Annotated in this window: 21 protein-coding genes and 1 other annotated feature; of the genes, 16 read left to right on the forward strand and 5 right to left on the reverse strand. The window is 45.5% G+C overall.

Going from position 1 to position 23,742, the window contains the following annotated elements; translation table 11 throughout:
• The first annotated feature begins 8 nt into the window (after positions 1-8).
• Together OV592_RS06860 and luxS are read left to right on the forward strand one after the other, a co-directional pair.
• Entirely contained in the window at positions 9-605 is a 597-nt protein-coding gene (locus OV592_RS06860; protein ID WP_016403968.1) for a hypothetical protein, read from the forward strand.
• A 52-nt stretch (positions 606-657) separates the two neighbouring features.
• Positions 658-1,167: an S-ribosylhomocysteine lyase gene (gene luxS / locus OV592_RS06865; RefSeq protein WP_152781609.1), complete on the forward strand. Its 510-nt coding sequence runs from the start codon at positions 658-660 to the stop codon at positions 1,165-1,167.
• 65 nt (positions 1,168-1,232) lie between these two features.
• Here luxS and OV592_RS06870 read toward each other — a convergent pair whose 3' ends face one another.
• Together OV592_RS06870 and OV592_RS06875 are read right to left on the reverse strand one after the other, a co-directional pair.
• Positions 1,233-2,510 (reverse strand): HlyC/CorC family transporter, encoded by a 1,278-nt coding sequence (locus OV592_RS06870; RefSeq protein WP_040307703.1) that lies wholly within the window; start codon positions 2,508-2,510, stop codon positions 1,233-1,235.
• Between the two features lie 71 nt (positions 2,511-2,581).
• A complete protein-coding gene (locus tag OV592_RS06875) occupies positions 2,582-3,373 on the reverse strand; it encodes an inner membrane protein YpjD (RefSeq protein ID WP_152781607.1) in 792 nt (263 codons plus the stop codon).
• Between the two features lie 142 nt (positions 3,374-3,515).
• On the opposite strand from OV592_RS06875, the gene ffh reads away from it, so the two are divergent.
• Positions 3,516-4,910, forward strand: a complete 1,395-nt coding sequence (ffh, locus tag OV592_RS06880) for a signal recognition particle protein (RefSeq protein WP_152781605.1) — start codon at positions 3,516-3,518, stop codon at positions 4,908-4,910.
• A 75-nt stretch (positions 4,911-4,985) separates the two neighbouring features.
• On the opposite strand, the gene aroF is transcribed toward ffh, so the two are convergent.
• Together aroF and hpf are read right to left on the reverse strand one after the other, a co-directional pair.
• The gene (gene aroF / locus OV592_RS06885) at positions 4,986-6,989 is read right to left on the reverse strand and encodes a 3-deoxy-7-phosphoheptulonate synthase (RefSeq protein WP_016403974.1); all 2,004 of its coding nucleotides are present in this window, start codon (positions 6,987-6,989) and stop codon (positions 4,986-4,988) included.
• Between the two features lie 17 nt (positions 6,990-7,006).
• Positions 7,007-7,135 (reverse strand) — a sequence feature (Phe leader region).
• An 85-nt stretch (positions 7,136-7,220) separates the two neighbouring features.
• Positions 7,221-7,595, reverse strand: coding sequence for a ribosome hibernation-promoting factor, HPF/YfiA family (hpf, locus tag OV592_RS06890; protein WP_016403975.1), 375 nt, complete (start codon positions 7,593-7,595; stop codon positions 7,221-7,223).
• 259 nt (positions 7,596-7,854) lie between these two features.
• Between hpf and OV592_RS06895 the strand changes: the two genes are divergently transcribed.
• The 6 genes from OV592_RS06895 (at position 7,855) to OV592_RS06920 (ending at position 17,653) form a co-directional block, all read left to right on the forward strand.
• Positions 7,855-10,074 carry a putative bifunctional diguanylate cyclase/phosphodiesterase gene (locus OV592_RS06895; protein WP_406610879.1) on the forward strand — a complete coding sequence of 740 codons (2,220 nt, stop codon included), beginning with the start codon at positions 7,855-7,857 and terminating at the stop codon, positions 10,072-10,074.
• Positions 10,075-10,168: 94 nt separating this feature from the next.
• Positions 10,169-11,941 carry an extracellular solute-binding protein gene (locus OV592_RS06900; RefSeq protein WP_406610880.1) on the forward strand — a complete coding sequence of 591 codons (1,773 nt, stop codon included), beginning with the start codon at positions 10,169-10,171 and terminating at the stop codon, positions 11,939-11,941.
• A gap of 7 nt (positions 11,942-11,948) precedes the next feature.
• Entirely contained in the window at positions 11,949-13,040 is a 1,092-nt protein-coding gene (locus OV592_RS06905) for a microcin C ABC transporter permease YejB (protein WP_406610881.1), read from the forward strand.
• 1 nt (position 13,041) lies between these two features.
• The gene (locus tag OV592_RS06910) at positions 13,042-14,094 is read left to right on the forward strand and encodes an ABC transporter permease (protein ID WP_016402250.1); all 1,053 of its coding nucleotides are present in this window, start codon (positions 13,042-13,044) and stop codon (positions 14,092-14,094) included.
• 10 nt (positions 14,095-14,104) lie between these two features.
• The gene (locus OV592_RS06915; protein ID WP_227981234.1) at positions 14,105-15,676 is read left to right on the forward strand and encodes an ABC transporter ATP-binding protein; all 1,572 of its coding nucleotides are present in this window, start codon (positions 14,105-14,107) and stop codon (positions 15,674-15,676) included.
• A 36-nt stretch (positions 15,677-15,712) separates the two neighbouring features.
• Positions 15,713-17,653 carry a transglycosylase SLT domain-containing protein gene (locus tag OV592_RS06920; protein ID WP_152781595.1) on the forward strand — a complete coding sequence of 647 codons (1,941 nt, stop codon included), beginning with the start codon at positions 15,713-15,715 and terminating at the stop codon, positions 17,651-17,653.
• Here the strand turns inward: OV592_RS06920 and pdxH are convergent.
• Positions 17,643-18,296, reverse strand: a complete 654-nt coding sequence (gene pdxH / locus OV592_RS06925) for a pyridoxamine 5'-phosphate oxidase (RefSeq protein WP_016402247.1) — start codon at positions 18,294-18,296, stop codon at positions 17,643-17,645. The genes OV592_RS06920 and pdxH overlap by 11 nt on opposite strands.
• A 627-nt stretch (positions 18,297-18,923) precedes the next feature.
• Here pdxH and OV592_RS06930 point away from each other — a divergent pair.
• From OV592_RS06930 to OV592_RS06960, 7 genes are all read left to right on the forward strand, one after another.
• A complete protein-coding gene (locus tag OV592_RS06930) occupies positions 18,924-20,039 on the forward strand; it encodes a tyrosine-type recombinase/integrase (protein WP_406610882.1) in 1,116 nt (371 codons plus the stop codon).
• Between the two features lie 1,128 nt (positions 20,040-21,167).
• Positions 21,168-21,545, forward strand: coding sequence for a DUF4054 domain-containing protein (locus OV592_RS06935; RefSeq protein WP_406610883.1), 378 nt, complete (start codon positions 21,168-21,170; stop codon positions 21,543-21,545).
• Positions 21,546-21,866: 321 nt separating this feature from the next.
• Positions 21,867-22,172, forward strand: coding sequence for a hypothetical protein (locus OV592_RS06940; protein WP_406610884.1), 306 nt, complete (start codon positions 21,867-21,869; stop codon positions 22,170-22,172).
• Positions 22,173-22,196: 24 nt separating this feature from the next.
• Positions 22,197-22,553 carry a hypothetical protein gene (locus OV592_RS06945; protein ID WP_406610885.1) on the forward strand — a complete coding sequence of 119 codons (357 nt, stop codon included), beginning with the start codon at positions 22,197-22,199 and terminating at the stop codon, positions 22,551-22,553.
• Position 22,554: 1 nt separating this feature from the next.
• Complete coding sequence (locus tag OV592_RS06950; RefSeq protein WP_406610886.1) at positions 22,555-22,998, forward strand: hypothetical protein; 444 nt, start codon at positions 22,555-22,557, stop codon at positions 22,996-22,998.
• Positions 22,999-23,008: 10 nt separating this feature from the next.
• A complete protein-coding gene (locus OV592_RS06955) occupies positions 23,009-23,314 on the forward strand; it encodes a hypothetical protein (RefSeq protein ID WP_406610887.1) in 306 nt (101 codons plus the stop codon).
• 49 nt (positions 23,315-23,363) lie between these two features.
• On the forward strand, positions 23,364-23,723 hold the full coding sequence (locus tag OV592_RS06960; RefSeq protein WP_406610888.1) for a hypothetical protein: 360 nt from the start codon (positions 23,364-23,366) through the stop codon (positions 23,721-23,723).
• Positions 23,724-23,742 lie beyond the last annotated feature (19 nt).

A 23,742-nucleotide genomic window follows, 5' to 3' on the forward strand; every position in this document is an offset into this window, starting at 1 on the left:
AAGTAGCCATGGTAGTTTTGGGTTTAGGTGTATTGGCGGGATGCAGCAGTGCGCCGCCCAAAGATCCTGAGAACCTGTGTAGCATTTTTGAAGAAAAACGCGATTGGTATAAATCAGCGAAGAAGATGAACAAGAAATGGGGCACGCCAGTGCATGTTCCTATGGCGATGATGTATCAAGAATCCAGCTTCAAGCATAATGCTCGTCCCCCAATGCAATATTGGTTTGGGTTTATTCCTGTAGGCCGTGCTAGTAGCGCTTATGGCTATAGCCAAGCTAAAACCATGACCTGGGATGACTACGTGCGTGAAACTGGCAACTCTTGGTCGTCACGAACTAACTTCGACGATGCTATCGACTTTATGGGCTGGTTTACCAACAAAACCCATAAAATAAACGGGGTATCGAAGTGGGATGCGCGCAATCAGTACTTAAACTATCACGAAGGCTGGGGCGGTTATAAACGTGGTACTTATCACCAGAAACAATGGTTGGTGAAGGTAGCGGGTACAGTAGACCAGCGATCGAAACGCTATGCTGCTCAGTATAATAAGTGTAAAGACGATCTAGATAGTAGCTGGCTATGGCGACTATTCTTTGCTTAAATACACCCAAATAATGAGTCTCAGCTACGCTGAGATATGAAGAGAGAAAATCATGCCTTTATTAGATAGTTTTACCGTAGACCACACCCGCATGCATGCGCCAGCGGTTCGCGTAGCCAAAACCATGTCTACGCCTAGCAAAGACACTATTACTGTATTTGATTTACGTTACTGCGTGCCTAACGAAGAGATTTTGTCTGAGAAAGGTATTCATACCTTAGAGCACCTTTATGCCGGCTTTATGCGTGAGCACTTAAATTCTGCCGACGTTGAAATCATCGATATTTCGCCAATGGGTTGCCGCACTGGTTTTTACATGAGCTTAATTGGCAGCCCTAGCGAGCAACAAGTTGCCGACGCTTGGTTAGCCTCTATGCATGATGTACTCGCTGTAGCTAATCAAAATGACATTCCAGAGCTCAATGAATACCAATGTGGTACTTATGCTATGCACTCTTTAGACGAAGCTAAGAGCATTGCTACTAGCATCATTGAACGTGGTATTAGCGTAAACAAAAATGATGAACTGGGATTGTCTGACGAGATTCTTGGTAAGCTTTAAGTCGTATTTGGTCGCTAAAAAAGCCAGCATTAAGCTGGCTTTTTTGTATCTCTAATAGGATGAATTTATTTTTTAGGCTTGCTGTAAAACGCTGGAATGACTCGGGCCAAGCTTACAGTGTTGTTTTCTATCTCGACTATTTCGATGGGGTAACCCGCTAAACGTAAACATAAGTTAGCTTCGGGAATGTCTTCTAAGTGTTCCACAATCAAGCCATTTAGCGTTTTAGGGCCATCGATGGGTAAACTCCAGCTCATTTCTTTATTCAAGTCTCGAATATTTACAGCACCATCGATCAAATAGCTGCCATCAATTTGTGGATGGATTTCATCACTAGGGTCGGGGGCAATGCTAGTGGTAAAGTCACCAACAATTTCCTCAAGAATATCCTCTAACGTCACCAAGCCTTGAATGTCGCCATATTCATCCACGATAAGTCCAATACGCTCTTTACGGCGCTGAAACTTCAATAGCTGCACATTTAACGGGGTGCCCTCGGGGATGAAGTAAATTTCTTTGGCGGCACGCAGCATCGAGGTTTTATCAAACTGCTCTCGAGATAATAGTCGCAGCGAATCACGAGAGTGGACAAAGCCTACCGAATCATCAATGGTGTCGCGAAATAACAAAATTTTGGTGTGAGTGCTTTGAGTGAGCTGGCGAAGAATACTGTCCCAATCATCGTTGATATCGATAGCGGCAATTTCGTTACGCGGGATCATGATGTCGTCAACCGTCACTTTCTCTAGGTCCAAAATGCTTAGCAGCATGTCTTGGTGACGCTTAGGGATAAGTGTGCCAGCTTGGTCAACTACGGTACGCAGTTCTTCAGGATTTAGCGCTTCATCATCTTTGTTTGTGGGGTTTACCCCTAATAAACGCAACAGACCATTAGTGACGCCATTGGTGGCCCAAATAAATGGGAACAATAATTTCATTAATGGGCGTAGCAATATTGAAGCGGGGAAGGCAATCTTTTCCGGATAAAGTGCAGCCATGGTTTTGGGCGTTACTTCAGCAAAAATCAAGATGACAAAAGTAAGTGCAAGTGTAGCTATAGCTACCCCTACATCGCCGAACAGTCGCAAACCAATAATGGTGGCGATGGCCGAGGCAAAAATATTAACGAGATTATTGCCAATTAAGATTAATCCAATTAATCGGTCAGGGCGATCCAGCAGTTTGTCTACTCGGCTAGCTGCTTTATGTTTAGTATTAACTAAATGCCGCAGGCGGTAGCGGTTAAGCGACATCATGCCAGTTTCGGAGCTAGAAAAGAAAGCAGAGCAAATTATGAGGAACACGAGAAGTAGCAGTAAGCTACTCGTAGATATGTCGTCCAAACAGGAGAGTCCTTGATTAATATAACAGGGCTAATTTATATGCAGCCCCAAAGGGCTGTCAAGGTCTCATTTTAGTTGAGGATGATTTCCTTAACAAAGCGTGAGCCAAAATAGGCCAAACTAAGCAAGATTGAACCAATTACCGTCATGATCACGACCATTTTCCCACGCCAGCCTCGGTAGTGGTGTCCCCAAAGAAGGCTTGAGTAGATAAACCAAGCAATTAAGCTAAATATTGCTTTATGGCCACGGCCATTGGCAAAAAAGTCGGTTAAAAATACAAAGCCGCTTAATAACGATACGCTAAGCAGGATGAGCCCAACCCGAATCAAGGTGAATAACTGTTTTTCAATGCTCATTAAAGAGGGCATTGCAGGGTGAATTGCCCCAGGCTTGTGGCGTTTTAAGGTCCAGTCTAAGTAAGCCATCTGCAAGGCATACAAGCTTGCAATCATGAGAACGGTAAAGGCGGCTAAGGCAACGCTGATGTGGATCAGCACTTGCGGTTTTAACTCCAGATGAATGATGTAGTCACTTGGGATCATTACCGCTAATAACATGCTCACAATGGAAAATAGGTATACCACTGGCAAAATAAACCATAGTTTGAATGGTTTAACTAAAGCGGTAACGGTGAGAGCAATCAGCAAGCTGACTAAACCCGCTACATTAAAGATGCTTAAATCTTGGCCTTGCGCCAAAAATAAATGCTCTACTTCCCAAATGCCATGCAGTAGCATTGCGCAGCCAGCGCTGAGCCATAGCCATTTGTTGGCTCCGCTTTGTTTATTCAGCAAACCACTTATACATACGTAAGCGGCTAACAGATAAAAAACGGTGGTAGGAAGTACCAATACATTCATGATTTGAAGCTAACTATATGATTGTTTGGGTTCAGTATACTCGCCCTAAACAGTCAGGGCTAGAATTAGCTTTTAGAATATCGGCGCTTCGGTATAATGTGGCGGCTAAACAGTGCTCGCTATATGATCAACAGGAAAAAGCATGTTTGAAAACTTATCTGATCGACTCTCGAAAACGTTAAAAAATATCAGCGGCCGCGGCCGACTGACCGATGACAACATTAAAGATACCTTGCGCGAAGTGCGTATGGCCTTGTTGGAAGCGGATGTTGCCTTACCCGTAGTTCGCGAGTTTGTTAAAAAAGTAAAAGAACGTGCCCTAGGCCAAGAAGTAAATAAGAGCCTTAGCCCTGGTCAAGTATTCGTTAAGATTGTTCAGCAAGAGCTGGAATCAGCCATGGGCGAATCTAACGAAAGTCTAAATTTGGCAGCTCAGCCTCCAGCAGTAGTGATGATGGCTGGTTTGCAAGGTGCAGGTAAAACCACCTCTGTTGCTAAGTTAGCTAAATACCTTAAAGAGCGCGAAAAGAAAAAAGTAATGGTAGTGAGCGCCGATATTTATCGTCCCGCTGCGATTAAACAGCTAGAGACTCTAGCAACAGAAGTTGACGCTATTTTCTTCCCAAGTAACGAAAAGCAAAATCCGGTTGATATCGTTAACGGTGCTATCGCCGAAGCCAGAACTCAATTTGCGGACGTACTACTTGTAGATACCGCGGGTCGTTTACATGTTGATGAAGACATGATGGACGAAATTAAAGCGCTTCATCAGGCGGTTGAGCCAGTAGAAACCTTGTTTGTCGTAGATGCGATGACTGGTCAAGATGCGGCAAATACCGCTCAGGCCTTTAACGAAGCTCTGCCACTTACTGGCGTGATTTTAACTAAAACCGATGGTGACGCGCGTGGCGGTGCCGCTTTATCGATTCGTCACATTACTGGTAAGCCAATTAAGTTTATGGGTGTTGGTGAGAAAACCGATGCTCTAGAACCTTTCCACCCAGACCGCATAGCTTCACGTATCTTAGGTATGGGCGACGTGCTTTCTCTTATCGAAGAGGTAGAGCGAAAAGTTGATAAAGACCAAGCGCAGAAGCTGGCTAAGAAAGTTCAAAAAGGTAAAGGCTTCGATTTAGAAGACTTCCGTGAGCAATTAGTGCAGATGAAAAGCATGGGCGGCATGATGGGCATGATGGACAAGTTGCCTGGCATGGGGCAAGTTCCCGACAGTGTTAAAGACCAAATGAATGATAAGCTTACTAACCAAATGGAAGCGATTATCAACTCTATGACGCCGGGTGAGCGCCAACGCCCCGATATTATTAAAGGCTCACGTAAGCGTCGTATTGCTGCTGGTTCTGGTACCCAGATCCAAGATGTGAACAAGTTGCTGAAGCAGTTCACTCAGATGCAAAAAATGATGAAGAAAATGTCGGGTAAAGGCGGCATGCGTAAAATGATGAGCCAAATGAAAGGCATGATGCCTCCAGGTGGTATGGGCGGATTTGGCGGCGGTCGCGGACCAGGACGTTTCTAAACACTTATTTAATGTAAAAAAAGCCCAGCGATTTGCTGGGCTTTTTTGTTGGGTAAAATCTTTAATGACTAGCTATTAGTATAGTTCGCTCATCAAGTGTTGTAGTTGTTTAAAGTCTAAAGATTTATCAGCATCTACACTGGCATCACTTGGTGATGGATGAGCACAAAGTACAATACCGTCGGCACCTAATAACTTGGCTGCTTTGGCCATGGGAGCCACTGCGCTTAGCTCGTCTACTGCTTCACCTGGGTTTACTACAATCGGTAGGTGGGTTCGTTGGCGCAACAAGCTAATCGCGCCTAAGTCCAAGGTGATTTTATTCTTGCCTTCAAGCGTTCTAACGCCTGCTTCACATAAAATCACCTGTTGGTTGCCTTGTGCCAAAATGTAGTCTGCGGCATGCAACCACTCATCAATAGAGGCCATGTTGTTGCGCTCTAAAAGAATAGGGCGAGTAGACTTACCCAGTTCTTTTAACAGGTTAAAGTTTTTCATGTGACGCGAGCGAACATGCAGTATGTCTGCTTTAGCCGCTAAAGTGACAACCTGATCAACCGAGCTTACTTCAGTCATAGTTGGAAGCTTGTACTTTTTACCCGCAGCGTTTAAATAACTTAGGCCTTCTTCACCTAAACCTTGGAAGCTATAAGGCGAACTGCGTGGTTTAAAGCAACCTGCGGCAAGTACTGCAGCACCACTTTCTTTGGCCGCACCTGCACAGTTTATGATTTGTTGTTCAGACTCTACCGCACTAGGGCCGGCAAAGGTAACAAAGCCACCATCACCAATTTTAACATCGCCAACGCGCACTACCGTGGCACTGGCCTTGTGCGAACGGCTAGAGAGCGCACCATCTTCTTGTACGGTGCTAATTAAGCTTGGTTCGCCACCTTTATTTTTGTCTTTGTTGGCTAAGGCTTCTAGTGGAATAAGCGTAGGGTCAACATTTTCACTAGGATAGCAGCCAAGCACTTTAATGTAGCGAGTAAGGCGCGTTAGCTCTGCCAGTGCCGATTGCATTTGACTAGACTTAACATTGGCGGAAACATCCACATAAAACATTTCTTCCCAAGGATTGCCTTGTACTGGGCGAGATTCCAGTTTGCTCATGTTTATATCGTGCTCGCGCAATACCAACAGTGCTTCTACCAACGAACCTGCTTGCTGTGCCGTTGACATAATAAAAGTTGTTCTCGCTGGCACCTGCTCAGCAACCTCCACTGGTTTGCGAGAAACAACAATGAAGCGAGTGTAGTTTTGTTGCTGATTGGCAATATCGGTTTTCAAGGCTTGCAAACCATACATTTCACCGCCCACTTTGCTGCCAATGGCACCAACGGTTAAATCGTCGCCTCCGGCAACTACTTCCATTGCTTTGGAAGAGCTATCTACAAAATCTACCCGGGTATTGGCTAGGGTGCGCAAATAAAGGCTGCACTGAGCATAAGGTTGAGGGTGAGCATACAAGGTAGTTATTTGCTCTAGTTTGGCTTTTGGATGAGCCAAAATACAGTGATCAATAGGTATTGATAGTTCACCAACAATCGACAAACTGGTGTGCTGCAATACATCGTATACTTCATTAATACTGCCAGAACTGGTGTTTTCTATAGGCAACATGCCGTAGTCAGCTTGACCAGATTCCACGGTATCAACAATGTCTTGGAAAGCACTGCAGCCAAATTCAACAATTTGCTTTTTATAACGCGAGAAGTATTGATGAGTTGCAATGTTGCTGTAAGAGCCTTTGTTACCTAAAAATGCCACTCTTACCGCTTGCGCATGAATATCTGGATTAGTAATGCCTTGCAGAAATGCTTGTTGCGATAACACCGAGTCTTCGATGATGGTGTGATAAAGCTGAGTTACATAGTGGGCGTCTAAGCCTAACTCTCTGCCTTTATTTATTAGCTTAACCAGCAGCAACTGTTCACGTTCTTGGTCGCGAATCGCTTTGGGGTTTTCTATTTTACTTTTTGCGACTTCAACACTGAGTTGGCGACGCTCAGTCAGCAGTGTTAATAATGATTGGTCGAGCGCTGTTATTTTTGTTCGGATCTGCTCTAAGTCTGCCATCTGTTGTATTCCCTGTTAACAAAAAAGCCTCCTAAGAAGGAGGCTTTATGGATTCTGTGTGTTTTCGTTTTTACACCAATTCCGTCCGCCTCCCTAAAAGGGTGGAGTAAAAAAGAAACCAAACAAAAATCGGGTGTTGAATATTTTCATGACGTCAGACTAAAAAGCAATCAGGGGAAAGTCAAGTAATACCAAGCGATTAGTTGCTTGGTATTACTCTTTATTTAGCCTTTATGCGGCTTGTTCATCCTCGGAGCTAGGCTCGCCGTCGTCTACTTCACTCGGCGAACGTAAGAAATCTTTTCCAGAGCGGCTAGCGCGGTGCGCATTAGGCTTATCTTGGAAGCGGTGTAACTGGCGTTCAAGTTTTTGCCCTAAATTGTTAATGGCAACGCTCAGATCTTGATGTTCATCGCTGGCAAACAGTTGTCCGTTTGGCAGATTGATCTTCGCTTCTACTTTTACCTTTTTATTGTCGGTGGTGATAATCACTTTTGGTGATATGAGCGGAATTTGATTTTTTTCCAGTTTCTTAAAGCGCGCGGCAATGTGCTCGCGAATGGTTGGGGTAATAGAAATTGTCTTGCTGGTAATATCAATAATCATAAGCCTCCCAAAGACTATCTAGTAATTATTTCAACTCCAGAATACGACTTTCATAAATAAAAAACCAGATCTAGATCACTATTTCTTAAGGGTTAAATTGGCTGAGCTTGTGAATGTGATTGCTTAGCGAAAAGTACTATAAATTACCGAAAATCGCTTGAATGTTATGGCGAACTTGGGCACATTGGAGTGAATAACAAGCGCTTGGTGTTAGCAATTAGTTTTTAATTAGTCATAAGCCAAAGGATGCCTTGCTTCATTGTTGACCACTATGGACAATATTCAACCTACAATCAGCGTTGTGAATTCCCCCGCGTCGTCTTCTGAAACCTCCACTGCACTTACCGAGCTCGCGCTTGCCTTAGCAGCTAAGCCTAGCGAAGGCTTTTTTGACGAGATCATTAGCAGATTGGCGCAGCAAGTTGGTGCTTGCGAAGGCTATATTGCTCACTTCGATTCTCGAACCCCCAGCCTTCCTTGTATTCGCTATTGGCGAGAAGGCCAGTTTATTGGTGGAAAGCTAAGCCCTGCCTCAGCTAACCTGCTGGCTGAAATACGCGCTAGGCGGGTTGTAAATATTGATAACCTACAACAAGCTCATCCTGATTATGCGAGCACCCAACCTGAGATCCAGCAACCGTTACAAGGTTTTTGGGCACAGCAAATAGTTCAGCAGCAGCGGGTTATTGGCTATATTGCGTTTAGTTTTAGCCAGGCAACGTTTGATCATGCTTTGCTCGAACAACTGTTAGCCCCTTTCTTTGAACGTTTAAGTAGCGAATTTGAGGTTCAACAACAACGAGAAGCCTTGAGCCTGTCGGCGATAGCCTTTGAGAGTAATGAAGGGCTTATTATTACCGATGTAAATTATCGCATCGTTAAAGTTAATAAGGCGTTTAGCCAAATTACCGGTTATCAACAACATGAAGTATTGGGACAGGAACTCACAGAAGTACTGGGCAATCCAAGCCCGGTATTTATTGAAGAAGTAGATGGCACGGTTAGGCGTAAAGGCGAGGTAGAGCGCCAGCGTAAAAATGGCCAACGTTACACCCAGCAAGAAACCATCACTGCTGTTCACAATGATTTAGATTCGTTAACCCATTATGTAGTGTGTCTTCAAGACATATCGGCAAACAAAGCCACAGAGCAGCAAATTCAACATTTGGCTTATTTTGATGAACTTACTGGTTTGCCTAATCGTCGAAAGCTGCGTGAAGAACTTAGCCTTTGTTTTTCACGTGCTAAAAAGCAACATGCCATTGGCGCTTTGCTGTTTATCGACTTAGATCATTTTAAAAACATTAACGACTCATTAGGGCATGCTGCAGGCGACTGGGTATTGCAGCAGGTAGCCAAGCGTTTGCAAGAGCTTATTCGTGAGGGAGACGTGCTGGCTCGCTTAGGTGGTGATGAATTTGTTTTGCTGCTGGCAGATTTAGGAGAAAGCCCTCCTCACGCCGAGCAACAAGCCAATATTGTGGGTAAACGCTTAATTCAAACTATTTCCTCTCCTTATCCCTTTGATGGCCAGTCGCTGCATATTGGTGCCAGCGTGGGCATTACCTTGTTTCCTGGTAAGGGGCAAACTGCTGAAGACTTATTGAAACAGGCTGATACAGCGATGTATCAAGCAAAGTCAGCCGGTCGACGTACCGTTATCTTTTTTGATGATGGTATGCAAAAACAGGCCGATAAACGTTTAAAGCTACATAACGCCTTACGTGGAGCCTTGGCCAACGACGAGTTGCTGCTTTATTACCAGCCGCAGCATATGGTGTCTACTGGTGAGTTAGTCGGCGCAGAGGCCTTAGTGCGCTGGAAACCTGAAGGTAAAGGTTTGGTTTCACCCACTGAGTTTATCCCCATTGCCGAAGAGTCCGATTTGATCATTGATATTGGTATGTGGGTACTAGAGCAAAGCTGTAAACACATGGCGCAGTGGCAGCAAAATGGTTTACTGTTGCCAGAATTATCAGTGAATGTTAGTGCTAAGCAGTTTCATCATCCTGAATTTGTCGACCGAGTAGAAGAGCTCATGACGCGCTACAGCATTGATGGCGCGATGCTTAATTTAGAAATTACTGAGTCAGTGGTGCTAGGGCATGCAGAGGACACCATTCGAAAAATGGAGCAGCTAAAGGAAATGGGGCTGCGTTTTTCCATTGATGACTTTGGTGCCGGGTACTCGTCTTTAAGTTATTTGAAGCGCTTGCCAGTGGATGAACTAAAAATTGATCGCTCATTTATTCGCGATATTCCACGTGATAGCCGAGACATGGCCATTGTTGATGCAGTATTGGCGATGGCCAACCATTTAGGCTTTACTGTTACCGCTGAAGGCGTTGAAACGCGTCAGCAATTAGCCTTTCTTAAACAGCAAGGGTGTACCTTCTATCAAGGTTATTTATCCAGCAAAGCGATTACTGCAGAAGCCTTAGAGAGATATATTCAGCGTTTTCAGAGCAAATTTGGCTAATAGCCCTTTATCTTTTGCTTTCGAGTCGGTTATAACTAGAGCTAGATATTAGTTAAGTCGATGATTCGACTCACTCAATAAGGAACCGCGTATCATGAAATGGCTGTTATCGGCTTTTGCACTTTTGGTTTTAAACGTAGCTCATGCCGAAGATTTTGTTCGCTCCCACGCCCTAGTGATGCACGGTGAACCTGCCTTAGCCGCAGATTTTAGTCACCTTCCTTATGTGAATGTTAATGCGCCCAAGCAGGGCAGTGTGACCCATGAAGCACAAGGCACCTTCGATACGTTTAACCCCTTCATCGTTAAAGGCAATTCTGCTGCAGGCGTTGGCCAAATATACGACACTTTGTTAACCAGCAATGATGACGAAGCATTCGCTCAATACGGTTTGCTGGCCGAGAGTATTGATTTACCAGAAGATCGCTCTTGGGTTCGCTTTAACCTTCGCCCAGAAGCGCGTTTTCATGATGGCAAACCTGTCACTGCAGAAGATGTTGTATTCACCTTTAATTTATTGATAGAAAAAGGTGCGCCATTTTACCGCGCTTATTATGGCAGCATTAAAGAGGTAAAAGCCGAGTCAGCATCGAGTGTGCGTTTTACCTTTGCCGATGGCACCAATCGCGAGTTGCCACTTATCTTGGGGCAACTGCCAATTTTGCCTAAGCACTTTTGGCAAAATCATGACTTTTCTAAAGCCGATTTAACCATCCCGCTGGGCTCTGGCCCATATAAATTGGGTGAGTTTGATACTGGCCGTTCGGTGAGTTATCAGTTGGTTAAAGATTATTGGGCTAAGGATTTACCGATTAATCGAGGGCGCCATAATTTTGCTGAGATTAAATATGAGTACTACCGAGATTCGTCAGTGGCGCTAGAAGCTTTTAAATCGGGCCGAATTGATTACCGCATCGAAACCAGTGCTAAAGACTGGGCTACCGCATATACCGGCCCAATGTTTGATAGCGGCAAAGTACATACCGACACCTTAAGCAACGAAAATCCACAAGGCATGCAGGGCTTTGTATTTAATACCCGTCGCGATTTGTTCAAGCAAACCGAAGTGCGTAAAGCGATTGGTTTATTGTTTGATTTTGAATGGACTAACGAGCAACTTTTTTACGGGGCGTACAAACGCACGAATAGCTATTTTGCTGCTTCCGAGCTGGCATCAACTGGCTTACCAGAGGGTGGTGAGTTGGAGTTGTTGGAGCCTTTCAAAAAGCAGCTACCGCAAGAGGTGTTCACTAAAGAATTTACTTTAGAGAAAACCCGTGGCGACGGTAATATTAGGCCGCAAATGCGTGAAGCTTTAGCGCTGCTAAAAGGAGCAGGGTGGAGCTTAAACAAAGGAAAGCTAGTAGATGCCAACGGCAAGCAAATGCACATTGAATTTTTGCTATACCAAAAGAGTTTTGAGCGCATCGTATTACCTTACACGCGCAACTTACAAAAAATTGGCATTAGCACCGAAGTGCGCGTAGTTGATGTATCTCAGTATGTGAATCGGGTGCAGAATTTTGATTTTGATATGGTGGTTGGCAGTTTTGGTCAGTCGTCATCTCCGGGTAATGAACAACGTGATTTTTGGGGAAGTAAAGCGGCTGAGCATACTGGGTCTCGCAATATAATCGGTGTAAATAGCCCGGTTATCGACTCCTTGATTGAAGCGGTAATTGCTGCCGAGGATCGTCAGGCCCTGATTGATGCAACCCGTGCTTTAGACCGAGTATTGTTGTGGTCGTATTACGTAGTGCCGCAATGGCACTTAAATGCTTGGCGAGTGGCCTATTGGGATAAACTTAAACGACCTGAGCGTAACCCTAAATATGCGCTGGGTTTAGATAGCTGGTGGGTTGAATAGTTACCCAATGACTAGCTACATTCTTCGACGTTTATTATTGATGATCCCCACTTTGCTGGGGATCATGACTCTTAATTTCATTATTATTCAATCTGCGCCGGGTGGGCCGGTTGAGCAAGCCATTGCTAAGATACAGGGCATTGATACCTCAGCTACCCGCCGCGTTGATTCCGGTGTAGATACCGAAATTATTCAATCTAACAATGGCGGGAACTCTAGCCAGTATCGCGGAGCACAGGGTTTACCACCAGAGCTGGTTGAGGAGCTAGAGCAACTGTATGGTTTTGATAAACCCTTACACGAGCGCTATTTTGAGATGGTAGGCAACTACCTTCGTTTCGATTTTGGTGACAGTTTTTATCGTGACAGCTCTGTCGTTGATTTAATTCTAGAAAAGATGCCGGTGTCTATTTCCTTGGGCTTATGGACCACTCTATTAGTCTACGGTATCTCCATTCCATTAGGCATCCGCAAAGCGGTGCAACACGGCAGCCGCTTTGATATTTGGAGTTCAACAGCGGTTACCATTGGTTTTGCTATTCCCAATTTCTTATTCGCGATTATGCTGATTGTGCTTTTTGCTGGTGGCAGTTATTGGGATTGGTTCCCGTTGCGTGGTTTAACGTCCAGCAACTGGGACGAACTAAGCTTGCTAGGCAAAGTGGGTGATTACTTTTGGCACCTCACGCTACCTGTAACAGCCATGGTAATTAGTAGTTTTGCTACCTTAACGATGCTGACTAAAAACTCTTTCTTGGACGAGATTAATAAGCAATATGTGCTTACCGCTAGGGCTAAGGGCTTAACCGAAAATCGGGTACTTTACGGCCATGTTTTTCGTAATGCGATGTTACTGGTTATCTCGAGTTTACCTGCAACCTTAATCAGTATCTTCTTAACTGGCTCATTTATGATTGAAGTTATTTTCTCTCTCGATGGCTTGGGGTTGCTGGGTTTTGAGGCGGTGGTTAATCGTGATTACCCTGTGGTGTTTGGTACCTTGTATATGTCTACGTTAATTGGTTTAGTTCTAAAGCTGATAAGTGACATCACCTATACCATGATTGATCCTCGGATTAACTTTGAGGGGAGGCAATAGCATGGGAGTTGTCGCTCAATGGAAACGCGCCAAAGCCAGCCCGCTTAACCAGCGTCGTTGGTTGCAGTTTAAAGCTAACCGTCGTGGTTACTGGAGTTTTTGGCTATTTATTTTGCTGTTTTTCACTAGCTTATTTGCTGAATTTATTGCTAATGACAAACCCGTGTTAATTCGCTATCAGCAGCAATGGATGATGCCGGTAGTGAGTGAATACACTGAGCTAGATTTTGGGGGAGACTTTGATTTAGCGGCTGATTATTCGGACCCTTACATTCAAGACCTGATTACAGAACAAGGTGGGTGGATGTTGTGGCCACCGGTGCGTTTTTCTTACGGAACCATAAATTACAACCTTAATGTGCCATCACCTTCTCCGCCTACTGGTGTTAACTGGTTAGGTACCGATGACCAAGGCCGAGATGTTTTTTCGCGTTTATTATATGGTTTTCGTTTGTCGGTATTGTTTGCTTTAGTTCTGGCGATTAGTAGCTCGGTGATTGGTGTAGCGGTAGGTGCTATGCAAGGCTACTTTGGCGGACGTGTCGATCTGTTTGGTCAGCGCTTCATTGAGATTTGGTCGGGCATGCCGCAAATGTTTTTGCTAATTATATTGTCCAGTTTGGTACAGCCAAACTTTTGGTGGCTACTCGGCATTCTACTGCTATTTAGTTGGATGAGTTTGGTTGATGTAGTGCGTGCAGAGTTTTTACGAGGCCGTAATTTAGAGTATGTAAAAGCGGCTCGTGCCTTAGGGGTAGGCGACCGAGCGATAATGGCCCGGCACATACTGCCCAATGCGATGATTGCTACGTTAACCTTTATGCCATTTATCTTTATTGGCGGGCTTACTGCGCTAACCGGTTTGGATTATCTAGGCTTTGGTTTGCCGCCGGGCTCGCCTTCGTTAGGTGAAATGGTGGCGCAAGGAAAGAATAATCTGCAAGCGCCTTGGTTAGGCATAACTGCATTCTTTTCCATGTCGATTATCTTAGTGTTGTTGGTCTTTATTGGTGAAGCAGCCCGTGATGCTTTCGACCCTAGAAAACGAGTGTAGGTAGCTGACAATGAACAAGTTATTAGAAGTAAAACAGCTATCTGTTTGTTTTGGTTTGCCAGAGCCGGTAGTAAAGCAAGTTAGTTTTGATGTCTATGCTGGTGAGATCTTGGCCTTGGTGGGGGAGAGTGGTTCCGGGAAATCGGTGACTGCGCTGTCGGTATTGTCTTTGCTGGGCGATAAAGCCGAGGTTAAGGGCGAGATTTTACTGCAGCAGAAGTCGGTGCTAAATCAACCAAAAAAACTGCTGCAGGCCTTACGTGGCGACCAAATCGCAATGATATTCCAAGAGCCTCTTACCTCGCTTAATCCTCTTCATAGTGTTGAAAAACAAATAAGCGAAGTATTGTGTGTACACCGAGGCATGCATAAACAGCAGGCACGCGAACGGGTGTTAGAGTTGTTAAACTTGGTGGGCATTGTTGAGCCAGAAAAACGATTAAACAGCTTTCCTCATGAGCTTTCTGGTGGGCAAAGGCAACGGGTGATGATTGCTATGGCCTTAGCCACTGAGCCAAAGCTACTCATTGCCGACGAGCCCACCACTGCCTTAGATGTCACAATTCAATTACAAATTTTGGAGTTGCTTAAAGAGTTACAGCAAAAACTAGGCATGGCAATTTTGCTTATTACTCACGATTTAAATGTTGTGCGAAACTATGCCGACCGAGTCGCGGTCATGAAGGCTGGTGAGTTGGTAGAGCTAAACGCTTGCCAGCAACTCTTTGCCGCTCCGCAACATGCGTATACAAAGGTATTGTTAGATTCTGAACCCGTACGTGAGCAGCTTCCAGCCGCTAAACAAGAGCTGTTACTTGAAGCCAGTAAGCTAAAAGTATGGTTTCCGATTAAGCGCGGCTTTTTGCAGCGTACGGTTGATCATATAAAAGCAGTTAACAGTATCGATTTTCATCTAAAACGCGGTGAAACACTGGGGATTGTAGGTGAAAGTGGCTCAGGTAAAAGTACCTTGGCCCAAGCGGTACTAAGGCTAATTGATAGCGAAGGTGAAATTGCTTTTAAGCGTGAGTTTATTCATGACTATGGGGTAAAACAGATGCGGCCGTTGCGTCGTTTTATGCAAATTGTATTTCAAGATCCCTTCTCCAGTTTAAGTCCTCGTATGTCGGTGTTACAAATTATCGGCGAAGGTTTAAGTTTGCACTTTTCGCTTAACGAGCAGCAGCTTAAGCAACGCGTTTCTGAAGCTTTGCAAGATGTTGGCCTAGAGCCCGAAACTATGCATCGTTATCCACACGAATTCTCTGGCGGGCAACGTCAGCGGATCTCATTGGCGCGAGCATTGGTATTGAAGCCTGAAGTGCTCATTTTAGACGAGCCTACTTCAGCTTTAGACAGTACGGTACAAAAGCAGTTACTGGAGTTGCTTAAAAAACTTCAAGTAAAATATAACCTTAGCTACCTGTTCATTAGCCACGATTTAGCGGTTATCCGCGCCTTGTGTCATCGGGTGATGGTGATGCAACACGGCCAGTTGGTGGAGCAGGGCGAAACCGAGCAAATTTTTTCTGATGCAAAGCAAGATTATACTCGCCGATTAATCAATGCTGCGTTAATCTAAATATCAGTAGTTTCTTTTAATAGGGCGCCACTAGTAATGCTCAAGCGGTTTTGGCGAGTACTGGTTTGTTTGGTGTGTGGCAGCTTGGGCATGGCTCATGCTGCAGAGTTAAGCCCCCAACAGCAGTCTTATAAAGATATAAGAAAACTGCAACGTGCCGATAAATGGGCGCAGGCAGAAAAGTCTATTGAAAAGCTTGGCGCTTACCCCTTGGTGGATCATTTGCAGTACTACCAGTTGCGTGGTCAATTGCGTAAGGCTTCACGTCAGCAAGTAGAACAGTTTATTTTAGACAATCCTCAATCTTACTTAAGCAATGCTTTGCAGCGCCGCTTTTTGTTGGAATTAGCGAGGCGTAAACAGTGGCAAAGTTACCTGGAGTTTTATCCAAAGCTACCCAATAGTATTGATTTGCAGTGCCACCACTATTTCGCTCAACTTAAAGTGGGCGATGCTAGTCAAGCTTGGCAAGGCGCCGAGAAACTATGGGTACATGGGCGTTCTCGCCCCAAAGCCTGCGACCCCTTATTTGACAGTTGGCAGAAAGCTGGAAATATTAGCGACCAATTACGTTGGCAACGAATGCTGTTGAGTTTTCAAGCCAGTAAGCCTGGTTTAATGAAATATGTTGCTAAGTCCTTATCTGATTCTAAAAAAGCTGATGCCAAGTTATTAGCGGATGCTTATGTTAAGCCTATGGCGGTACTAAGTTCCGGTAAGTTAAAATTAAACCAATCTAGCCGACATCAAGAAGTCGCTTTACTAGCAATTAAGCGTTTAGCTCGCTCAGACTTAGAGTCAGCCGTTGAGCATATTGAGCGTTGGTCGAAAGTACTGGCCAAATCAGACGCCTTGTACCTTAATGTTGAACGCTATCTGATCCGCAAAGTGATTAGTGACAAAAGCCCAGAGTTATTGAAATGGTCAGATCGGCAGTTACGCCTTAATCCTGATACGGCGACAATTGAGCGTCGAATTCGCCTAGCTATAGCAGAGCAGCAATGGGACCAAATTGGCTTGTGGATTGCCCGTCTTCCTGAAGCAAAGCAAAAACAAGAACGATGGACCTACTGGCAAGCTCGTTCATTGGTGGCTTTAGGGCAGAAAGAACGCGCGCAACCTACCTTAGAGCTGCTGGCTAAAGAAAGAAGCTATCATGGCTTTTTATCTGCGCAGTTTTTACAGCAACCCTATCAACTGGGAGAGCAGCGTCATATCACTAGCGACGATACTCTGAAGCAGCTCAACCAACATCCCGTGGTGCTTAAAGTCACCGAGCTACTTGCCTTAGGCGAGTATTACTCTGCCCGAACCGAGTGGGATACCTTGTTGCGCCGTTCAAGTTTATTGCGCCAGCTTGATTTAGGCGTATTAGCCCTTAATAACGATTGGCAAGACCTAGCGGTTCAAGCCTCTATTGTTGCGAAGCAATGGGATCAGTTGGAAATGCGTTTTCCGCTAAGCTTTGCTAAAGAGTTTGAGTACTTTGCTAATAAACGACAGGTTGAGGCAAGCCTGCTTTATGCAGTCGCTCGTCAAGAGAGTGCTATGTATCCCTTGGCACAAAGCTCGGTAGGCGCGCGCGGTTTAATGCAGCTAATGCCAGCCACAGCCAAAGAAACCGCACGAAAAATAGGATTCCGTTATCGCTCGCGAAGCCAATTGTTCGAACCCGAAGATAATATACGCTTAGGCAGTGCTTACTTTGATGGATTACTTAACCGCTATCAAGGTAATCGAATACTTGCTGCAGCAGCCTACAACGCAGGGCCACACCGGGTAAATCGCTGGTTGAAGGAGCGCGGCGATGTGCCTGCCGACGTATGGGTAGAGTCTATTCCATTTAAAGAAACCCGCCACTACGTACAAAGTGTGCTGGCTTATCAGGTGGTATACCAGTATCGGCGTAAGCAGCAACTTACGCCGTTTCTTACGCCAAATGAACTGGGCTACCAATATGGAAAATCTAAGGGCTAAGGCGGTCTATCTTCCAGCCTTTGGCATCACTGGTATAGCGAAAGCGATCGTGTAGACGGTCGGCTTTTCCTTGCCAGAACTCGATAGTGTCGGGGATGACTCGATAACCACCCCAAAACTCGGGCAATGGCACCGTTTTGTCAGCAAACTGCTGTTTGTATTGCGTTACTTGTTGCTCTAGCACTTCGCGGTTTGCGATAACTTGGCTTTGATGACTTGCCCAAGCGCCAATTTGACTACCTCGGCCACGACTATGAAAGTATTCTTCTGACTCTTTAGGGCTAACGCGTTCCACGCGGCCTTCTATTCGTACTTGGCGCTGTAAGATATTCCAATGAAAAGTAAGGCAAGCAAGTGGGTGGTTTTCTAACTCTTGGCCTTTTCTACTGCCATAATTTGTATAAAAAACAAAGCCCTGCTCGTTAAAATCTTTGAGTAACACTACTCTGGCTGAAGGGCGGCCATCGGGACCTACCGAAGAAATGGTCATAGATTCAGGCAATACAATGCCCGACTTCTCAGCTTGTTTAAACCAATCGCCAAATAGCTCAAAAGGATCTTCATTTCCTTTTGGTTCTGGTGGGGAAAGCAGCACCCCTTGGCCTAAGGTTAGCGCGCAGCGTATTTTACTTAAGAGTGACATAATTGATTTGCTTAATTAATTGATGCAACAAACAAAATTTGCATAAAAGGGTGAAAATAGCATAACTGACTAAAGATCATAGTTTACACTCTGTAGCACGGTTTCACTATCAAGTTTTGCTTTGGCTTGATATAGTTTTGCCTTGTTCGAGTTTCAGGTTTAATTCTGCTTAGCAGACGAAAAGAGGGTAAGTAATTTGGCCACGATTAAGGAGTGGTTTTTTTAAACTCTTTTTTACCCCCCTTTCTGCCTACCTTCAAGCTAATTTTTGCTTTTAAATACAATAACTTAACCAAGCATTTTTAATGCTTGCTCTTGTATTTTTAGGTTTATCTAGATATTGCTAAATATCGCGACAAGAGCTACAAAGAAAGCACATAGTTATATAGCGGGCAGCTAACAATGAGTAAATTCAAATTCACACCAGCGGCTATAGCCAAACCGCGACCCCACGGCCAATATCGCGACAGCGCAGGAAACTATAAAAACCTTGTTTTGGTCGTAAGCGAGAAGCAGCAGGCCTACTAGTACGAGCGCCGTTGGAAAAAAACCGGAAGCGACAAAAGCAAAGTCTATAAAAAGAGTCTTGGTAGAATTGGCGACATTTCACTATTAGAAGCGGGCCACGTGGTTAGCGGGTTTAATCAGAATATAGGCCGCGGGCTTGAACCGTTTACAAAACCCAGCGTCGAAAAGGCTGAAAAGGAAGAGGCCACGAAGTTTAATAAAACAATTAGCGAGGTTTTGGGATATTACCAGAGCGAACTTGAAAAGCAGGGAAGCAAAAAAGAGGGCTACATTAACAACCTAGTGGCGCAAGTTCACAAGCACGTTGCTTCACACCCTATTAGCGAAGCCATAGCGCGCGACGTAACCGTGGGCCAAGCAAAGGCTTACCTGAACCACCTAGAAGCGACAGCCGCCCCTAGCGTTGCAGCGAGTATACGCATGAAGCTTCGAGCGGCGTTTAACGTGGCGGCGACGGACGGGCTTATAGCCGACGAAATGGAGGTCTTAAAAAACGCATGGGAGCATGCCAAAACGGTCAGCCGCGATCATGTGCGCACTAGGATATTGGACGAGGACGAGATCCGAAGCTTGCTGGTGGCCTGCAAAAGCGAGTCGCGGGATTTGCACGATGTGGTATTAATGATCCTTTGGACGGGCCTGCGGAAATCAAATGCCTTAAAAGCGCGCTGGTCGTGGGTTGATCGAAAAGCGTTGACTATCACGATACCCAGTAGCGAAATGAAAGCAAGCAAGGCCCACACAGTGCCGTTGTCGCCTGCGGTGGTGCAAATGCTCGAACGTCGATCGCGGGCGCTACCAAAAGCCATGAATGCGCCTGACGGGCTTATTTTCGGCAAGGTTACTCTCGATGGCTATGGCACCAATTGCGCATGGCAAAGGGCGCTGGTTAAAGTTGAGGCGGGTAACGCCGGGCGAAAATCTGATCCTGAAATCCCGCGTGAAAAGCGCATAAACGCACATGACCTACGCAGGACTGCGGGTTCGGTGTTAACAATGAGCTCGTCCCTCGAAACCGCCTCCCGGATCTTGGGTCATGCCAATGTATCGCTAACCCACAAGCATTACGGCCATTTAACACAAAGTCACTTGAGCGAGGCTGTTGCAGCAATGTACGACAACAACGATCGAGCGCGGGTTATCGAGAACGCTAAGCGGGCATTAATGGAATTGACCAGTGAGGAGCGAGCAGCGCTGGTGGCTGAGCTTCAGTAAGCGCTAGCGCTAGTTTGCGAAATTGCTAAACTAGCGCCAACTCACAACCATTCAACCGGGCAAAATAATGTTAAACACAGATTTACACCCTTTTTTCACAACGCTACCAGCCGAGCTGCCTTTGCACTTAGAGCGGCGTGCCTACATATTTTTAAGCAACACCAAGCCAACAACCAAAGCCGGGGCGTTTGATAAGCTAATACAATGCGGTTTTAGTAAGTCGGTGAGCAAGGCGGCAATAGAAAGGCTGGCGAACTGGATCAGCTTCGAGGCTTAGGCAAAAAAAAGGAACGCGACAACGTTCCTTTTTAAATTACAGCCGGGGCGTTACAGCGCCAAACGCGGCACAACCATTATCAACAAACAGCTAGAATTTAAATTAAGCTTCTAATTTGTTTGTGCCCGGCCACTTTAACAAGCGCGGGACTTTTTTTAATCGTTTAACACCCCTTTATATAAGCGACCGGAGCAACAACGTAAAAGGCGCTAAGTATAGGAGGTGAAAAACGAAAGGCACCGGATAAGGTGCCCGTTATTATCAAGCCGCGGCGTTGGAGCGCCACAAGCGGCAAACCCACAAAACAGCTAGAGTTTAAATTTAACTTCTAGTTGCTTACGCCCGCCATTATAGCAAGTGCCGGGCTTTTTTTGTTCGTTTACTATTGGGTCGGGTTCTTGGTTGAGTCTTTGTTTAAGTTATTGTTTTTCTCAAAAAAACCAAAGCTGGTGGCTTTTTTCAGAAAAAAGTAAACAAGTTTACAAAGAATTATACCGAGCTATGCTGTGCGACACTTAAACAGGTGGAGACAGCCCCAAATGAACAAAAATCAAGATTTAGAAGAATTGCGCCTATTAACCCCGAAGGACACTGCCGCCCTACTTGGGGTCAGAGTGGAGCAATTAAATTTAGCGCGAAATGACGCCACGCAAAAATCGCAACCTCGGATCCCATACGTAAAACTCGGAAATCGACAGGTGCGCTACAAGCTAAGCGAGATTAAGGCATATATCGAACGTTGCGTGATTCCAGTTTAATTAGCGACTGATTAAGTAGGTCGCGACGCTGGTGGATGAATAACAACAAAGAGCTAGTAAGGTGGCTGGCTCAATTAATTAACAAGGTAAACCATGGCTTTAATTACCGTCGCCGATATAAAGGCGCGCTTTCCAGAATTTAACGAAGTAACCGATCCACGCGTTCAAGTATTTATCGACGATGCCGAGTTACAGCTTGGCGCTTGCCCTACCGATGAAAACAAGCGAAAACTGCTGGTGGCATATATGGTCGCTCATTTACTTAAGCGATCGAACGATGCCATCAAGACCAAAGGTGCAGCGCCTAGCGGCGCTTTATCCTCTCGGTCGGTTGGTGATGTATCGGTAAGCTTTCAAAGCGACGCTGCGCCGTCGTCTAACGCTGCGGCCTATTGGGCCAAATCATCATACGGCCAAGAATACTGGCGACTGCTACGCAAGTTTTGTGGTGCGCCCGTTTACGTGGTTTAATTGAATCGCTTTTAAATTACTTAACTTTTAACAACAAATCCGTCGTTGTTTAATTCGAAGTCCATAGAGTATTGAAGCACGCGACTGGCGCTTATTGGATTGGGCGTCAGTCGCACCCTAAAGTCCTCAATTAAAGCCCTTTAGAGTTTGCGGCAACTCAACACCCCGACAAACACCCGACCTAACAGTTCAACTAATACCCCCTCACATAGCCTCACCCAAGAATAGTGCAAAAATACGCTTGCATCGTGAATTGGCCAGAGTTACTGTGCTGACAACGTAACAAGCCAACGAAACAACAAACAAACGAAGGGCAACAACATGGACACATCAGTACGAAACTTAACACTTGCTTTAGCCGCCGCACTTCACGCATCGGGCGACTACGGGGTCACGCGCCTAGAATCGGGCGAGCTGGAAATATTAACCACTCTTAACGATGCTGACGCGGGCAAGCTTGCGCTAACTAATTTAATTAGCGATTACCCTTTTTTAATAACCCACGCTGACAACTTTGAAACCCAACCGGGCGAGGTTTTGCTGGCTATTTCAAGCAGTACAACGGAAGGGTCGGAAGCGCTAGAAAAAATTGTCGAGATCATCGGCGTGACCATTGATGAAGCATAACCACCAGCACTCAAGGGCAACAAAATGTTAATTGAAATAGCGGCGCTATGTTATGGCGCAACACAACTAAAAAACACACCGAATAAACACTGGGCCAAAACACCCGCGGTTTTAGCGCTTCAAGCGCTGGTTTGGATGGTTATTAAAATAGGGGTTAACTTTGCGCTAATGCGCGAGCTAGCTGGCGAGGACTTAAGCGGCGACATTGCGATCGGTGTATTGGCATTTATCAACGCGGTGTTTTACGCCTTAAGCTTTTTTATTTGCCGCTGGATTTGGAACAAAGCGCACCGCGCAACACCCGCAAGAATTGAGCCTGCAATGGTTGTTTTTTGGGTCGCAGTGATCACGGTGTTAGCGTTCGTATTGGCGGGTTTATAAGATGAAAAACAAATCAGCAAAATTGCTATTTTCGATCTGTATTGCGGCGTGCTTATTAGTAACCGCGGCAGCGCAAGCAGCCCCGGTTTCACAAGAGGCTAAAGAAGCGGTGCAGGCCTTCAACCTAGAAATGGGCCGTGCGCTTGAACAAATGAGCACTGACGACGTTCAAATAGCTGGCAACGGGTTTATCGCTTCTGGCACGTTTATATTCTCGGCCATGTACGCAATGAACGCGATGGAGTTTCACGACGAGTACACAAACGCCGATTTAGTAAGGTTGCAAATGTCCGACCCGATGATGAAGGGCACTATTAACGGCATGTGCGGCACCATTAGCGGGTTTAAAACGCTAATACCTAACGAAGTAAAACGCACGGCGCTTAAGTTCACTTATATTGACGTAAATGGCCGATCGTTCAAAATCGATCACGATTGCAAATAAGGGCAACACCATGAAAAAAACAGTCTTATTGGCGGCCTTCACAATACAAGCTAGCGACCTAAGCCCACAAGATGAAGCACAGCGCGTGCTTGATGCAGTAAGAGCGGCAGGGACGAACACTGCAACTTATATGATAGAAGAATGCGAGCAGGGCGACGGCGTTATAACTTGCGCGGTTTACGTTCCCGAAATTGCCAGCAACGCAAAGCTACGACTAACCCAAGGCACAAGCAACGACTCAATAACAGTGCAAGCCAATGGAGGCGGCCGGATCGTATTATTTGAGTTCCTATGGAAGCTTAAGCGATACCTTTAATTTAACCCGGCCCGCGCTAGTGCGCGGCCGTTAACTAGAGAAAAGAACAATGAAAAAATTAACACTATTAGCCGCGTTGCTGGTGGCTCTTGCCGGGTGCGAAGATAACACGCCACCGAACTGCCAAGAGGCAAGCGATAGCGGCTATTTTACTAACGGGCTAGAGCAAATGCTTTATAAGGCAAATCTAAAAGGCGAGTTTTCGATCTCTGGATTCAAAGAACGTGGAATCACCACAATCGAGCACCGCGGTGGATATTATGATGCCATGCAATGCGGCGTTGAATTTAAATATGGCGGCGAGGAAATGCGCGCAGACTTTGAAGTATACGCGGTGGACGGCCGAGAATGGTACTACTACGAAAGCGAAGATTTAGCCATGTATGAGATAAACCAAGCTTGGCGCTAGTAACCACCACGACCCGCAC

It is taken from the genome of Agarivorans sp. JK6, from assembly GCF_045277145.1.
Classification (GTDB): domain Bacteria; phylum Pseudomonadota; class Gammaproteobacteria; order Enterobacterales; family Celerinatantimonadaceae; genus Agarivorans; species Agarivorans albus.